At 63.7% G+C, this 14452-nt stretch carries 12 protein-coding genes and 1 pseudogene; 4 read left to right on the forward strand and 9 right to left on the reverse strand.

Going from position 1 to position 14452, the window contains the following annotated elements:
• Positions 1-132: 132 nt before the first annotated feature.
• The 3 genes from LT988_RS16370 to LT988_RS16380 form a co-directional block, all read right to left on the reverse strand.
• A complete protein-coding gene (locus LT988_RS16370) occupies positions 133-558 on the reverse strand; it encodes a Tat pathway signal sequence domain protein (protein ID WP_232406608.1) in 426 nt (141 codons plus the stop codon).
• 120 nt (positions 559-678) lie between these two features.
• The gene (locus LT988_RS16375; protein WP_232406609.1) at positions 679-1239 is read right to left on the reverse strand and encodes a L,D-transpeptidase; all 561 of its coding nucleotides are present in this window, start codon (positions 1237-1239) and stop codon (positions 679-681) included.
• 205 nt (positions 1240-1444) lie between these two features.
• The gene (locus LT988_RS16380) at positions 1445-3025 is read right to left on the reverse strand and encodes an AmpG family muropeptide MFS transporter (protein WP_232406610.1); all 1581 of its coding nucleotides are present in this window, start codon (positions 3023-3025) and stop codon (positions 1445-1447) included.
• A gap of 261 nt (positions 3026-3286) precedes the next feature.
• Here LT988_RS16380 and LT988_RS16385 point away from each other — a divergent pair, with 261 nt between their 5' ends.
• Complete coding sequence (locus LT988_RS16385; protein WP_232406611.1) at positions 3287-3856, forward strand: hypothetical protein; 570 nt, start codon at positions 3287-3289, stop codon at positions 3854-3856.
• Positions 3857-4835: 979 nt separating this feature from the next.
• Here the strand turns inward: LT988_RS16385 and LT988_RS16390 are convergent.
• Together LT988_RS16390 and LT988_RS16395 are read right to left on the reverse strand one after the other, a co-directional pair.
• Positions 4836-7097, reverse strand: a complete 2262-nt coding sequence (locus LT988_RS16390; protein WP_232406612.1) for an NADP-dependent malic enzyme — start codon at positions 7095-7097, stop codon at positions 4836-4838.
• 156 nt (positions 7098-7253) lie between these two features.
• Positions 7254-7973 carry a Crp/Fnr family transcriptional regulator gene (locus LT988_RS16395; RefSeq protein ID WP_232406613.1) on the reverse strand — a complete coding sequence of 240 codons (720 nt, stop codon included), beginning with the start codon at positions 7971-7973 and terminating at the stop codon, positions 7254-7256.
• A gap of 211 nt (positions 7974-8184) precedes the next feature.
• Here LT988_RS16395 and LT988_RS16400 point away from each other — a divergent pair, with 211 nt between their 5' ends.
• Complete coding sequence (locus LT988_RS16400; RefSeq protein WP_232406614.1) at positions 8185-8604, forward strand: DsrE family protein; 420 nt, start codon at positions 8185-8187, stop codon at positions 8602-8604.
• Between the two features lie 698 nt (positions 8605-9302).
• On the opposite strand, the gene LT988_RS16405 is transcribed toward LT988_RS16400, so the two are convergent.
• Together LT988_RS16405 and LT988_RS16410 are read right to left on the reverse strand one after the other, a co-directional pair.
• Positions 9303-9935: an SCO family protein gene (locus tag LT988_RS16405; RefSeq protein WP_232406615.1), complete on the reverse strand. Its 633-nt coding sequence runs from the start codon at positions 9933-9935 to the stop codon at positions 9303-9305.
• A complete protein-coding gene (locus LT988_RS16410) occupies positions 9932-10330 on the reverse strand; it encodes a hypothetical protein (protein ID WP_232406616.1) in 399 nt (132 codons plus the stop codon). The genes LT988_RS16405 and LT988_RS16410 overlap by 4 nt, the downstream gene beginning before the upstream one ends.
• 300 nt (positions 10331-10630) lie before the next feature.
• On the opposite strand from LT988_RS16410, the pseudogene LT988_RS16415 reads away from it, so the two are divergent.
• Positions 10631-12019, forward strand: a pseudogene (locus LT988_RS16415) (IS1380-like element ISTro1 family transposase); the annotation flags it as partial.
• Positions 12020-12300: 281 nt separating this feature from the next.
• Here LT988_RS16415 and LT988_RS16420 read toward each other — a convergent pair.
• Complete coding sequence (locus LT988_RS16420; RefSeq protein ID WP_232406617.1) at positions 12301-13263, reverse strand: LysR family transcriptional regulator; 963 nt, start codon at positions 13261-13263, stop codon at positions 12301-12303.
• A 201-nt stretch (positions 13264-13464) separates the two neighbouring features.
• On the opposite strand from LT988_RS16420, the gene LT988_RS16425 reads away from it, so the two are divergent.
• A complete protein-coding gene (locus tag LT988_RS16425; protein ID WP_232406618.1) occupies positions 13465-14106 on the forward strand; it encodes a TusE/DsrC/DsvC family sulfur relay protein in 642 nt (213 codons plus the stop codon).
• Positions 14107-14125: 19 nt separating this feature from the next.
• On the opposite strand, the gene LT988_RS16430 is transcribed toward LT988_RS16425, so the two are convergent.
• Positions 14126-14440, reverse strand: coding sequence for a hypothetical protein (locus tag LT988_RS16430; protein WP_232406619.1), 315 nt, complete (start codon positions 14438-14440; stop codon positions 14126-14128).
• Between the last annotated feature and the right edge of the window lie 12 nt (positions 14441-14452).

Consider the following 14452-nt stretch of genomic DNA (forward strand, 5'->3'; position numbering starts at 1 on the left):
GATCCCGTTGCCGCCACCGGATCAGGTATTTCGGAACCTACAGCGGTTAGCGGGGCGAATGCGGCGGCGGTCGCGGTTTCAGACATCGGGTCTCTTCTCGGGGCTGGCCTCGGCGCGGCGCGGCATTTACGGTCACTTTACCAGAGGCGTCTCGGCGCGCGTCGACAGTGTCAGGCGCTCGATGCAATCGGAGTGCGGGCCCTCGGCATCGCGACACTCGAGCACCTCGTTGATCAGGATGCGACCGATGTCGGTGCAGTCGAGATCAGGAATATCGAACAGCTTCACGGTGGTCTTCGCCGCCCGTAGAGGTGCGGTGTCGACGGCAAGCCGCCGAGCGATCACCCCGGCTTGATCGAACAGGATCAGATCCAGTTGCAGCGCCTCGATCGCCGGTCCGCCGCTGGTGTCGAAGACCAGATAGGCGCGACAGGCCTTCGTCTCGGGCTGGGGCTCCAACTTGTTGAGCTCGAGCTTGATCTCCTGTGCGCTGCCGATTCCGGCGCAGGTGCCGATGGTCAGGAGCAGGAAGGCCTGTAGAAGGTTGCGTTGAGTCATCCGATGGAACCGATCAGCTATCCAGCTGGAGATCTTCGCCGCCCTCGGGGCATGGGTCAATCGGGGACGATCGAATTTCGAGATACAGCGGGGCCCCGGATCCGGCGGACGCGGGTGTGATCAGTCGACCACGCTCACAAGATCGCCGATCTTCATGCGCTCGAATAGGAAGCGCGCATCCTTCTCGCCGACGCGCACGCAGCCGTGCGAATCCGGATAGCCCGGAAGCCAGCCCTCATGCAGAAAATAGTGGCCGTAGAATTGAATGGAGTAGGGCATCCAGGCCTGCATGCCGAGCTGATTGGTATAGCGGGAAGAGACCTTGTCCTTCTGCTTGCTGAGCACCGAGAAGGTGCCGCGAGGCGTTCCGTACCCCTCGCGTCCGGAAGAAATGGGGCCTGTGCGGACGACTTGATCGTCCTCCGCGTAGATAAACGACTGGCTGCCGATCTGGATCGTCAAAGAACGCTTTGCCTGTTCCGTGGCCGGAGCGTCTACGGACTCTGCGGCAGAATCACTCCCGGCAAGGCCCGTTTCCGGCTCTGCCGCGCGCGCGCCGTTGTCGCTCTCGACGACCTCGCCCGGCTGACGTTCGGGCGCCGGTCTCGTCGGGGATTGAGCGCAGCCCACGATCAAGGCGGCCGCGATGAACAAGGGTAAGATCCGGAGCAAGAAAACCATGAGATGCGAGGGCTCCTGTCGTCGGACACCTGTCCCGTAACCCGCCTATATGAGGTTGCGGTCGTCTCGACACCACCATCGGAGGGTCAAACGCAGGGCACTCCGCCATCGGATTCCGGAATCCCCGGACATTCACCGGCATGCAGCCCGAACGTGGGGGCGTCGTGGTTCGAGCAGCTCCGGTTGTCCACGGCGGTACTCGGTCTCACGCGACGGCTGCGGCGGCGGCTTCTCGTGCCCGATCGTCGATCGCCAGGCTGCGTCCGGCCAACCAGACCAGGACCACCACCGGGACGCCGATCAAGGTCGTAAAGACGAAGAAACCGGGATAACCGATCCCGTCGACGATCGAGCCCGAATAACCGCCCAGGACCTTAGGCAAGAGTGTCATGAGCGAGCTGAAGATGGCGTACTGGACGGCGGTGAAAGAGACGCTGGTCAGGCTCGACAGGAAGGCGACGAAGGCCGCGCTGGCAAGTCCAGCGGCGAGGTTGTCGGCTGCGACAGCGATGTAAAGCCAGGTCAGTTCAGGTCCCGCGAGCGCCAAGACAACGAAAATGAGGTTGGTCGCCGCGGACAGGATGGCCCCGAGCATGAGTATCCGCATGACCCCGTAGCGGGTTGCCATCAGCCCGCCGAGGAGCCCGCCGAGGATGCTCACGACGACCCCGAAGGTCTTCACAGCGGTCGCGATCTGCGGCTTCGAGAAGCCGATGTCTTGATAGAAGACATTGGAAATGACACCGAGGACGATGTCCGAGATCCGATAAAGCCCGACCAGGGCCAACAGGAGTAGGGCGGTCTTCAGTCCGTAGCGGCGGAAGAAATCCAGTGCCGGCTCGAGCCAGGTCTCACGCGCCATCACGGCGTTCACCGCCCCGGCCGCCACCAACAGCCAGCCGGCCGCGACCGCAGCCGAAACGGCCACGGCGAAATGAAGTGTCTCCAGCAGAAAGCCGGTGATGGGTCCTCCGCCCGCCCCTGCCTTGAGCCACGAGAAGGCCGCTGCGGAGACGAAGAACCCGCCGGCAAAGGCAGTCGCGGCCACAAGGAAGACGCCGACCAGTCGCAGATAGTCCGTTGCGCTGTAGACATGGGCGTCGGGACGCCGTGTCTCGGGCTCGGGGATCAGCAGTGTCGTCAGCACCCCGATCAGCATGGTGGAGGCCATGATCAGATAGGTGTGCTGCCAGGCGCGGAAGCTGTAGTTGCCCGCCTCGGATCCGAAGAGCGCGGCGAGATAGAGCGCACCGGCACCGGCGACGACCATCCCGATCCGATAGCCCGCGATATAGGTCGATGACATGAGCCCCTGCAAGCGCGGCGCGGCGGATTCGATCCGGTAGGCGTCGATCACAATGTCTTGGGTCGCCGCCGAGAAGCCGAGCAGGACGGCCGCGATCGCCATGCGCGTGACATGGCCGGTGCCGGTTGCCGGATCGACCAGTGCCATCCCGACGATGGCGGAGATGATCGCGAGCTGCGAGACCAGCAGCCACGCGCGCCGCCGTCCGAGTCGACGGGTCAGCAAGGGCAGAGGCAACTTGTCGATCAAGGGCGCCCAGACGAACTTGAAGGAATAGCCCAGTGCGGCCCAGCTGAAGAAGGTCACCGCCTGACGCTCGACGCCGGCCTCGCGCAGCCACAGCGAGAGCGAGGAGAAGATCAACAGAAGCGGGATCCCGGCGGAGAAGCCGAGAAAGAGCATCGAAAGCACTCTTGGATTGGAGAGCTCGCGCGCCGTTGTCTTCCATCCCCCGGTGTTGCTGGTGTCGACTGACGTCATGGGGCTCTCGATGGCGTCCTGCCGGCCGGAGCCGGCTCGGCAGCGATTGGAAACGGGCAAAACGCCGGGGAGGATACCGTTCGGCGCGTCCTCCGCTCAAGGTCGAACGGGACAGTCTTCGCCTGACGTCGGGCCGCGGACGTACTACCATGGTCTGCGTGCGGGAACCGACCTCGCAGGCGCGTTCAGCCGGCAGGCGGGTCGACCTCGTACAATGCAAGCCGCGACTCGCGTGAAGGACAACCATTAGGAGACTCAAACGTGTCGAATGCAAACCAACCTAGTCTGACCCAACCCGACGATGGCCGGCGCAGCGGCCTCGCTCGTCTCATGCTGGAGCAATGGCCCTATGTTCTTCTCTTTGTGGCTGTGATCGCGGGCGTCGCCTTCACCGATATGCGGTTGGAATTTGCGCTGCTCTACTGGCAGATCCTGATCCCGGTCTTCGGCCTGGTCTCGCTGGCCATCGGCTGGAACAGCGTGGGCGATGACGGCAAGGGGCGGACAAGTCTGATCATCACGACCATCCTGCATTGGGGCGCCCTGTTTGTCTTGGTTTGGATCCTCTATCTGCCGCAGCTCAAGGATGTCCTCAACGCCGAGCTCACCGGATTGCAGATCATCTTTCTGCTCGGCCTGACGGCGTTCCTCTCGGGGGTTCACGGCAATCCGCGGATGTCGATCATCGGTGTCTTTCTGATCGTCAGCGGCATCGTCGTCGCGTTTCTGGACGACGCAGCGCTCATGATGTCCGTGCTCGCCGTCGCGGTGCTGGTCGGATTGATCTTGTGGCAGAAATTTGCGGGCGGGAAATCCGCGTCTGCTCGTTAAAGACCCGTCGCCACAGGTATCGATTCGGGTGAGAGGCGGCCACTGCAACCGACGGTTGCAGTGGCCTACGCCGGACCCGTGCGCGAGGAGCTGTGCGTCCTCGGCGGAACCGCCTTGGGACTCCCTGCTCACGAGCCCGAACGTTGAAAGGGCAGATTCACATCCCTGAAACTGCCCACATCCCGTGAATATCAGTTTTCGTGCCAGAGCGTGATCCACGGCCCGGCAGGCCCCACGCGACCGGTCGCTGGACCGACTCTGACCTACCCTGTCATGAGGTGACGGTTTCCGGCTCTGTGCCGTCGTCGGGTCAATTCGTCGTCTGATGTTTTTCAACGCAATGATCAGCCAATAAAAAGGCCATCGTGCTCGCCTTGGCGAATCACGATGGCCTAAGTGTCGGAGGCGGGCGGAGGAGGGGACCCGACCCCGAGTGCTTGCTTGGCTTGGCTGAATGTCGCCGTTCGGGGTGGGTTCGGACCACGTCTCCGATCGGTCACGTTGTGTGCGTCCCTCGGCGTCTGCGAAGCTGTCCCCTTCGGGGCGCCTCTGACCGTGTTTCCGATGACTCCAATCGCCGTTGTTCGGGGGCGCGTCGCCCGGTTCTAGCGACCGACGCGCCGATGCTCCATGCGTGCTTCCTGCGCGGTACCGTCCTGGTCCCTGTCGAGTCCCTTGGGCTCCTGTCAACTCGTGGTTTCTGCTTTCGCCTTCGTATACGCAGTGGACGTGCCAATGTTCGATTGCGTGCGACGCTGGGCCGGGCTCGCCGATCGGACGGTATCGTAGATCGTTTGCCGTACAGCGTTGAACGAATATAAAGCGCTGAAATCGATGAAAATAAAAAACTGCCCAATGGCGGGCGGTTCTTTCTTCGGCAGCAACCGAAGTCGTCCTGCGAGGCGGGCGGTGGACACCGATGCGCGATGCCCGGGTCCGTCTTGGATGACCTAGGTCGTCATCTGATGACCCGTTTCGGTCACTCAGCCTGCACCGCGGCCAAAGCTGTCATATTGAGGAGTCCTCGTACGGAGGTGCTCGGCGTCACGATATGGGCGGCACGGTCTGCACCGAGCAGCATCGGGCCGAAGGCGCCGCCTTCGTTGATGGTGCGCAGCAGGTTGAAGGCGATGTTGGCCGCGTCCTGGTTCGGCATGATCAGGAGATTTGCGCGACCGCTCAGCTTCGAGTCAGGGAAACGCGCCTCGCGCACGACGGCGTCCAGTGCCAGGTTGGCGTGCATCTCGCCTTCGACCTCGAGGTTCGGAGCGCGGGTGCGGAGCAGTCGCATCGCTTCCTGCATCTTGCGTGCGGCGGGGGACTCGTGACTACCGAAGTTGGAGTGCGAGAGCAGCGCGATCTTCGGGCGCAACCCGAAACGTTGGACTTGCGCCGCACACAGGAAGGTGATCTCGGCGAGATCCTCGGCGCTCGGGTCCGCCTGTACATAGGTATCGGCGATGAAGAGCGGCCCCGCCGGCAGGACGATGGCGTTCATGGCGGTCAAGTGACGCACGCCCGGCGCGGTGCCGATCACCTCCTCGACATGTTTCAGGTGTCGCGCAAAGCGTCCGACGACGCCGCAGATCATGGCATCGGCATCTCCGCACCGGACCATGGTCGCGGCCAGTACCGTGGGGTCGTTGCGGATGTATTCGCGCGCCTCGTCGGGCGCGTAGCCGCGTCGCTGGACACGCTCGTAGAAGGTCCGCCAGTGTGTGTCGAAGTTGGTGTTTTCGCACGGAACGATCAGATCGAAATCACGCTCCGGGCGCATGGTGAGGCTCAGATCCTTCAAGCGGTTTCCGATGACCTCCGGACGGCCGATCAGCATCGGGCGAGCAATCCCTTCGAGGATGGCCTGCTGAGCCACCTGCAGGACGCGCTCGTCCTCGCCCTCGGCATAGATCACGCGTTTCGGTGCGGCTCGCGCCTGATCGAAGACGGGCTTCATGGTCATCCCGGTGCGATAGCCCCGGAGATGCATGGCGGTGCGATAGGCGTCCAGGTCGGCGATCGGTCGCGTTGCGACACCGCTCTCCATCGCGGCACGCGCGACCGCGGGGGCCAGATTCTCCATGAGACGCCGGTCGAAGGGTTTTGGAATCAGATACTCGGGCCCGAAGGTCAGCTCGCCCCCGCCATACGCCGCGCGCACGATATCCGACGGCTCGGCCATGGCGAGATCGGCGATCGCCTTCACACAGGCGATCTTCATCGCCTCGTTGATCTCGGTGGCACCGCAATCGAGCGCGCCCCGGAAGATGAAGGGGAAGCAGAGGACGTTGTTGACCTGATTCGGAAAATCCGACCGCCCGGTGGCGATGATCGCGTCCGGTCGGGCGGCACGGGCCAAGTCGGGCATAATCTCGGGGACCGGATTGGCGAGCGCCATGATGATGGGCGCGTCCGCCATCTTGATCAGCCACTCGGGTTTAAGGATGCCGGCTGCGGAGAGTCCCAGGAAGATATCGGCGCCCTCGATGGCCTCCTGCAGGGTGCGCTGCTCGGTCTCGATCGCATAGCGCGCCTTGTAGGGGTCCATCTCCTCGGTGCGTCCGCTGTGGACCACGCCGGCGATGTCGGTGAGGGTGACGTTCTCCTTCGGCAGGCCCATGCTCACCAGCAGGTCGACACACGCCAACGCGGCAGCTCCGGCGCCTGCCGTGACCAGGCGGGCCTTTCCAATGTCCTTGCCTACCACGCGCAGGCCGTTGAAGATGGCCGCGGAGACGACGATGGCGGTGCCGTGCTGGTCATCGTGGAAGACAGGGATGCCCATCCGTTCCTTCAGGGCGCGCTCGATGATGAAACACTCCGGCGCTTTGATGTCCTCGAGGTTAATGCCGCCGAAACTGGGCTCCATGCGTGCGACCGTGTCGACGAACCTCTCCGGGTCGCGCTCCTCGATCTCGATGTCGAACACATCGATGTCCGCGAACTGTTTGAACAGAACCGCTTTGCCTTCCATGACCGGTTTTGAGGCGAGCGCTCCGATGGCGCCGAGACCCAGCACAGCGGTGCCGTTCGTGATGACGGCGACGAGGTTGCTGCGCGCGGTATAAAGCGACGCGTTCATCGGGTCCTTTTCGATCTCGCGGCACGCCGCCGCGACCCCGGGCGAATAGGCCAGCGCCAGATCCCGCTGATTGCCCATGGGCTTGGTCGGTTTGATCTCCAGCTTGCCGGGCTTGGGATAGCGGTGATAGTCGAGCGCGCTCTGGTCGAATGAGTCCGGCATCTGAGTCTCCGTTGGGTGGTGGGTGCGGCCCCGTTGACCGACTTCGACGGTACGGCCGTCATGTTCGGTTGATTATGCTGCGGCGCAGCAGATTGCTGCAAAGATTTCAATCGGAGTCGATGCGAGCGACGCAAAGTGTGATTTCGTTTTTTCCGATCAGTCGTTGAGCAGACCTGTCGGTCCACTGCCCGACAGACCTAGCTCGACGCTGTCATGTAGCTCCGCGACCTCGTCGAGGGCGGCACGGTCCAAGATTGTGACCTCGGCGCCGTGGACCTCGATAATGCCTCGGCCGGCAAGCTCCTTTACGACACGCGAGAAGGTCTCCGGCTGGATCGACAAGCGTGAGGCGAGCACGCCCTTGCGCACGTCCAGCTTCAAAGAACGCCGTTCGGGCGGAACCTTGGCGAGCAGGTAGCGGGCGACTCGGCTGCCCGCCGTGTGCATGGTGAGGTTGTCGATCTCGCCGATCAGTCCGCGCAGGCGCTGACTTAATGAGCCGAGCATCAGGAAACAGGTGTCGACCGACTCGCGCAGCATCAATGAGAAATCGTGTGCATCCAGGCTGAGCAGCTCCGAACGCGCCAGAGCCCCGGCGCAGACCGGATAGCGCGGGGCGTTGAGAAACATCAGTGCCTCGGCGAAGGTCTGCCCGGGGGAGACCAGCTCGATGACCTTCTCTGCGCCGCCCGGCGAGAGACGAAACAGCTGAATCCGGCCCTTGAGAACCAAATAGAAACGCTCGGCGGGATCACCCTGACTGAACAGAAGCTGTTCGGCGCCGAGGGTGATCCGCGTGGCGTGCTGGCTGACGCGCTCCAGTTGGTCGTGGCCGAGTCCGGCGAGGAGGGGGGCGGTCTTCAACTCATCGATCATCGAGTACCTTGTGGCGTGGTCGCCGGTGGTGAGGTCTCGCATGGGTCTACGGGACCGGGACGGGACTCGGCAGCCTTTCGGGCCGACGTCCTCTCGGGTTACGCTGACGCGATCCGAGAACTTCTTCCGACGCGGTGCTCGGATCCGCGGCCGATCCAACGATGGTCTGGATCGGGATCACCACAATATCCACAACCTCGAGGTCATCGCTATGCGCTTCCTTTCCACACTCTTCCTGGCCTTCGCCTTGATCGCCGGCGGTCTCGTGGCGCCCGTCCTGGCGGGCGACGACGACCCGCTCTTCATCAATTTGACCACGGACGACCCGCACCGCGCGAATATGGGCATTACGTTCGGGATGAGGCAGTTCGAGCGCGGTCACCCCTTGACCATCTTCCTCAACGACAAGGGGGTCTTCATCGGCGCCAAGACCAACGCCGGGACCTTCGTCGAGCACCAGGAAAAGCTGGCTGCTTTGATCGAGAAGGGCGCGTTGGTCCTGATTTGTCCCATGTGCATGAAGCACTACGGGGTCGCCGAGGCGGATCTGATCTCGGGTGCTCAGATCGGTAATCCCGAGCTGACCGGCGGTGCACTCTTCAAGGACGACACGCGAACCTTGACCTGGTAATCGCCTTCGAAGGGCATCGTCGACGACGGCTTTGGCCCTTCGATCACCCTCGAGGACACCCTGCCGAGCGGGTCGCCATGCCGGAGAAGGATTCAAGGCCTGATCGCGATCCGGTCCGGACGAGAGGGTGTCCGCCTTGTGCGGACGCCGCCGATCGACGCGTTTCTAATCCAGAGCGCAGGGCGAGGTGCAGGAAGCGGCGGGGGTGACGCGGAGTCCGACGCTGCACATGTTGGCCATTACTGTCGGCTCCGCGTCCGCTCCGGCAGATGCCGGGACGGGAAAGCTAGGGTCGACCCGTCGAAGAACGACGCCTTCTTGGAGTGTCGTACCGACGACGATTTCGGCGATTCCGTTCAAACCCTGCTGCGCCGAGCCGATGTTATTGATGTTGCCGCTCAACAACCCCGAACCCGTAGGTGTGGAGATGGCGACGGTGTTCGGCGCGCGGCTCACGACTCTTCCGTCAGGCAGGTCGCGCCGAAGATGTCGGCCGCGGCCCCCGGGGCGACGCTTCCCTGCTTCGTGCGCTTGAGCGGGAAGACGCATTGCGTGGGCGGCGCGACCCGGCCAGGACCCCGTGTACCGACGGCTCGGCGCCGCATGCGGGAGTTTGACGCCGTGAGCCCGGCCATACAAGCGCAAGGCCAACGCGGGGAGGAGCGGATGCGTCGCCCGGCCCCTGCGATCCCTTTGCGTCAACCCGCCGGCGGATGGCGAAGGATCTTTTTTGGCTCGGGCGTCTCGGACAGAAGCCCGTCGATCCGTTCGGCGATCTCCGCCGCCGGTGTCGAGTACCCGAACTTACGAATATAGCCTCCGTCCGGGCCGAGGAGATACATGCCGGCGCTGTGATCCACGGAGTAGCGATCGGCCGGTGATCCCGGTTCGGTGACCTTTTCGTAGCGTGCGTTAAAGTGTCGAGCGGCGCGCGCGATGAGCTCGGGCGAGCCGGTCAGACCGATGATCCGCGGATGGAAGTAGGCGGTATAGGTCGCCAGCACCTCGGGCGTATCGCGCTGCGGATCGACCGTGATGAAGATCGGTTGGACGCGGTCCGCGCGATCGCCCAACCGCTTCAGGATCGCCGCCGCCTCGACCAGTGTGGTCGGGCAGACGTCCGGGCAGTAGGTGTAGCCGAAGGCGACGAGCTGGAATCGGCCCGGGAAGTCGGCGTTGGTGACGGCGCGTCCGTTGGCGTCCATCAGGAGATAGCGTCCGCTCGGCGGGGGCGCGGCGTCGTCGGGCAGGGCGGCGTCGACCGACCCCGACGCCGCGCTGGCTGTCGGAAGCAGTGCCGCGATCAGGGCGACGACCGGGGCCTTCATCATCCGTCCTCGTCGATCGACAGGGACGGCATGACCCCCGACGGTTTCAGGTTCACCTGCTTCGGATACGCCGCCCTCAGCGCTGCCGCGGATTCCGCCAGTCGAGCCTCGAGATCGGCCCCGGTCGGGCAGGGCGCGCCGTCCTTGGTCGCCTTGAGGAAGGCGCTGTTGGTCGCCGTCTCGAAGAGGGTTCCGTAGCGACGGGTCTTGGGTACGTGGTCGATCATCAATGCCTTCGCGCTGTTGGATGCAACGAACTGCCGACAGGTCAGCGCTTGGCCGTTCAGCGCACCCAACGTGCGGACCTCCGCGAAGCCGACCTCGGTCGAGGCGATCGGATCGGCGAACGCGAACCCCGTCGACACCAGCAAGAGACCGGTCAGAATCGGCAATCGCATGCGGGTCCTCCAGGGCTTCGGCGGGTTCAGTGTCTTCGCGGATGCGTTCGGTACAACATCGGCCGATAGGACGAACGAGCGAAAGCGAAGTCCACCGAGCCATGTACCGACGCCGTTGGACTGCGCTGCGCTGATCTCTACGGCTTCGCTCGGCGACGTGGCCGGGTTGATGCGCGAGGCGCTGGCTCGGTCCTCAGCATAGCCCGAATATTTCATAAAAAAGGGCGACTCTCGTTCAACCCATTGATAAAATGGCTGTTCCGCCAAGAACGCTTCGGAAGAAGCTAAACGAGGTCGCCCATGCCCGAGTCTACCCCGGAACAGCTGCGTTTTCCCCCGGTCGCCGGTTTCACGGTCCGCGGCGACTTCGACGGCGGCGCCATGTCGTCTGACTTTGGCCCCATGATTCTGCGCGGGGTTGATCGGCAGATCGGCCTGACCGAGCGGTTGAGCGCAGCGATCGATGATTGGCGCCATCCGTCCTACACCACCCATCCGATGCGTGAGCTGATCGCGCAACGGGTCTACCAGATCGCCTGTGCTTACGAAGACGGCAACGACGCCAATGCGCTGCGCCGTGATGCGCTGTTCAAGCTGGGGCTGGAGCGCAAGCCGCTGGATGCGACGACGGACCTGGCCAGCGGGCCGACCTTCTCGCGTTTGGAGAATGGGGTCGGCGCGCGCGACCTCTACCGCATGGCGCAGGCCTTCGTCGAGGCCTTCATCGCCAGCTACCCGAAGGCGCCGCAGGTGATCGTGCTCGATATGGACCACTCCGAAGACGCCACCCATGGCCAGCAGGAGTTCGCGTTCTACAATCATCACTACGGCAACCATTGCTACTTGCCGCTGTTTCTCTTCGAGGGCCTCTCGGGGAAGTTCATCACCGCGGTGCTGCGTCCCGGCAAGCGCCCCACCGGCGCCGAGAACGCGATGATCCTCAAGCGCGTGCTCAAGCGGCTGCGGGCCGCGTGGCCACGCACACGCATCATCCTGCGCGGCGACGGACACTTCTCCAACCCCGAGTTGATGGCCTTGGCGATGGCCGATCCGTTGACGGATTTCATCTTCGGCCTGGCGGGTAACCGGGCTCTCACGCCACGGGCCGAGCCGTTCTTGGCCGACGCCCGCAAGCTCCATGCGCTGCGCATCGAGAACGCCCGGCGCGCCGACGCCGACGTACCCGAGCGGACCCGCACCTACCACGAGGTTGACTACCGTGCCGGTTCCTGGCCCGGCGCGTGTCGGACCATCCTCAAAGCCGAGGTGACGGCGCGCGGCGACAACCTCCGCTTCGTCGTCACCTCCTTGGACTTGCCCAGTCCCGAGTGCGTCTACCGCGATCTGTACTGCGCGCGCGGCCAGGACGAGAACTTCATCAAAATGATCAAGAACGATCTGGCCAGCGATCGCACTTCCGACAGCACCTTCTTGGCCAATCAGATGCGCTTGTTCTTCTCCTGCGCCGCTTACGTCTTGCACCAAACGCTGCGCACCGAGGTCCTCGTCGGCACGGAACTGGCCAACGCCCAGCCTGCCACCGTGATCATCAAACTGTTCAAGCTCGCCGTGCGCGTGGTGCAGTACAAAGACCGCGTGCGCCTGCACCTGCCCTCGAGCTGTCCGGTCAAGACGCTGTTGCAGCAGGTCACCGAGAGGCTCTTCAACGCGCAGCCCCGGCGGCGCCCGCCTAGACGCACATACATCCCCGCACGGGGATTTCAGCACGCGCACGACGACTATGCCCACCTCGGGCAGGGCATCGTACGCCTGCGCGGCGACAAAACTACTCGTGCCCCGTTGATCAAGCCCGTTGCCGCTCGGTATTTCCACCATTCAACCCCCGCGGCGTCCCGGTCATCGCCCTCGGTGACGCCCAGCGCCGCGCAAATCCGCGAGGCCAGTGTCGGCTGTGTCGGTTTATGAAACATCCGGGATAGACGAGCGGGATCTCGATCCCTTGACGCAGGTCAATTCCGTTGTTGCCGCTCGCGGGCGCATCCGCGCGGAGCGAAAGGCCCGGAGAGGTGTTCGCGTCCAGCGGCGAACGGCTCGGGCGCGCATCCCATCGACGTGCCGCCGTCGGCGGGCGATCGCTCCGCGATGACGGCGTGCAGGGTCGACAGTGCTGCATCGAGCACGGGCGACTCGCTCTCCAACGGATAGACCACATAGGTCGGCAAAAAAAACCGCGGGCTTTCGGGTGCGACGTGCAGGCATCCGGCGCGCACGTAAGGTGCGGCCACGCGCTCCGGGACGAAACAGGTCCCTCCGTTGGCCAAGATCAACTGAAGGCCGAGCCAGCCGATGTTGGCCATCTGGGCCGGCCGTTCCAGATTCGGGTAGACCTTGCTGTGTTGGGCATAGAAGGTCGGCCCCCAGCTGACGTAGACATAGCCGTCGTCGAGCTCGGTGCGCTTCGGATCACTGGTCACCAGAATCAGGGTTTCATCGAACAGGTGCTCGATCTGGAGGCCCGCGCTGTGCTGGGGCGTGTACATCAAGGCGAGGTCCAGGGTGCCCTCGACGATGCGCCGCATCAGGTCGTCCTCGAAACCGATCTCGCTGCTGATCGAGACGTCCGGTGCCTGCTCGCGCATTCGCCCGGCCCAGAGCGGCAGGAATCCATCCCAAAGAGCGATCCGGGCGCCGATCGTGATGCTGGCCCGAAAGCGGCTTGGCAGACCGACGTCGTGACGGGCCTGCTCAAGCGTGAGAACCAACGTCTTCGCGTGCCGAAGAAATCGCCGGCCCGCGGGGGTGAGTGTCGCGCCCGAGCGGTTGCGCACGAACAATCGGGCGTTCAGGTAGTGCTCGAGACCCTGAATGCGTGCGCTGACCGTGGATTGGGTCACATGCACGCGGTTGGCGGCCTCTTGGAAGCTCCCGTGCGCGGCGACCGCCAAGAAGGTTCTGACCTGGTCAATGTCCATAAGCCGCGTCCGGTATGGCATGCGCTCGCGTGATTTTGGTGAGCCTTTGTATCAGTCCCCAGAGGCCGGAGCAAATGCGACTTCACTCCTTTGGTATCGAGAAAATCGATATCTACCTCCGAAAGGATTCGTTTGTCTCGGGATCAAGTAGCAACTAATTTGATGATATAGATCAAGAGCAATGGAGTCGGAGAAGAGACGATGATTGACGTAAAGGTGTCCATGAAGGTGACGAACGAACCGCTGAAACGCACGCCCGTCGTCCTCAAGCTGGATGCGGACGGCTCCGAGACGGCGCCGGTCTTTACCGACCGCGCGGGCCTTGCGCACTTCGATCTGCCGCCGACCAGCGGCAAGGTGCTGGTGTCGGGCGTCGAGCGTTTCGACGGACGCCTCGACGGCGAGATCCCGATCGAGCTGTGGTCGATCACCCAATCCGAGCATGACTCGAAGGGCTTGCCGGGCGAGTTTCCTTCCGGCAGCAACGCCTACCCGAGCATGAGCACGCGCAGCATCCAGGTCGGTGACCGCGCGATCCTGACCGACAGCGAAGGCTACCTCGTGGATCCGTCGGATTGGTCGGAGGAGTTTGCCCGCGCCCTGGCTGCTCAGGACGGGCTGGAGCTGAACGCCGAGCACTGGGAGATCATCCGCTTCTTGAGAGCCAGCTATGTCAAGCGCGGCACACAGGCGACGGTGCGCGACATGATTGCTCATTTCCGCAAGGTCTGGGGGGTCGAGAAGGGCAGCAACCGCTACCTACATCGCCTCTTCCCGCGCGGTGGTCCGCAGAAGCAAGGCAACCGCTTGGCCGGCCTGCTGCGCACGAAGGGGGAGCATTGAGCAGTCGGAGCAGCACGAATCAGGTTCTCGGCCCTGTCCTTGAAGGCGCCGGCTGGTAAGGCGTCGGCTGGAGCAGGGCGGCGAACCGTCGATAGGTGCGCGCGACGCCGATCAGCAGCACGATCAACACCAAAGAAGACAGCGCGAGTGTGATGCCGGCGGGACGGGCAAGCACCGGAATCCACAGACTGCCCAATAGCAGCGCCAGGGCGAGGAGATGCAGGCCGAACTGAACCCGTGCCCACCGCGTCGACAGCAGGCTGCCCATATGCGGAATACGCAGGTCGAACCGTCCGCTCCCGAGTTGGCGATGCTGGAGGTGAAACCAGGTCAAGAACGGAAAGAT

It is taken from the genome of Thiocapsa bogorovii (assembly GCF_021228795.1).
Classification (GTDB): domain Bacteria; phylum Pseudomonadota; class Gammaproteobacteria; order Chromatiales; family Chromatiaceae; genus Thiocapsa; species Thiocapsa bogorovii.

What these genes read in the sequence shown, in the direction of transcription:
- LT988_RS16380 (WP_232406610.1), bottom strand. Translation starts at nt 3,025, where the DNA reads ATGACGTCAGTCGACACCAGCAACACCGGGGGATGGAAGACAACGGCG.
- LT988_RS16425 (WP_232406618.1), top strand. Translation starts at nt 13,465, where the DNA reads ATGATTGACGTAAAGGTGTCCATGAAGGTGACGAACGAACCGCTGAAA.
- LT988_RS16390 (WP_232406612.1), bottom strand. Translation starts at nt 7,097, where the DNA reads ATGCCGGACTCATTCGACCAGAGCGCGCTCGACTATCACCGCTATCCC.
- LT988_RS16405 (WP_232406615.1), bottom strand. Translation starts at nt 9,935, where the DNA reads ATGATGAAGGCCCCGGTCGTCGCCCTGATCGCGGCACTGCTTCCGACA.
- LT988_RS16400 (WP_232406614.1), top strand. Translation starts at nt 8,185, where the DNA reads ATGCGCTTCCTTTCCACACTCTTCCTGGCCTTCGCCTTGATCGCCGGC.
- LT988_RS16410 (WP_232406616.1), bottom strand. Translation starts at nt 10,330, where the DNA reads ATGCGATTGCCGATTCTGACCGGTCTCTTGCTGGTGTCGACGGGGTTC.
- LT988_RS16370 (WP_232406608.1), bottom strand. Translation starts at nt 558, where the DNA reads ATGACTCAACGCAACCTTCTACAGGCCTTCCTGCTCCTGACCATCGGC.
- LT988_RS16395 (WP_232406613.1), bottom strand. Translation starts at nt 7,973, where the DNA reads ATGATCGATGAGTTGAAGACCGCCCCCCTCCTCGCCGGACTCGGCCAC.
- LT988_RS16420 (WP_232406617.1), bottom strand. Translation starts at nt 13,263, where the DNA reads ATGGACATTGACCAGGTCAGAACCTTCTTGGCGGTCGCCGCGCACGGG.
- LT988_RS16375 (WP_232406609.1), bottom strand. Translation starts at nt 1,239, where the DNA reads ATGGTTTTCTTGCTCCGGATCTTACCCTTGTTCATCGCGGCCGCCTTG.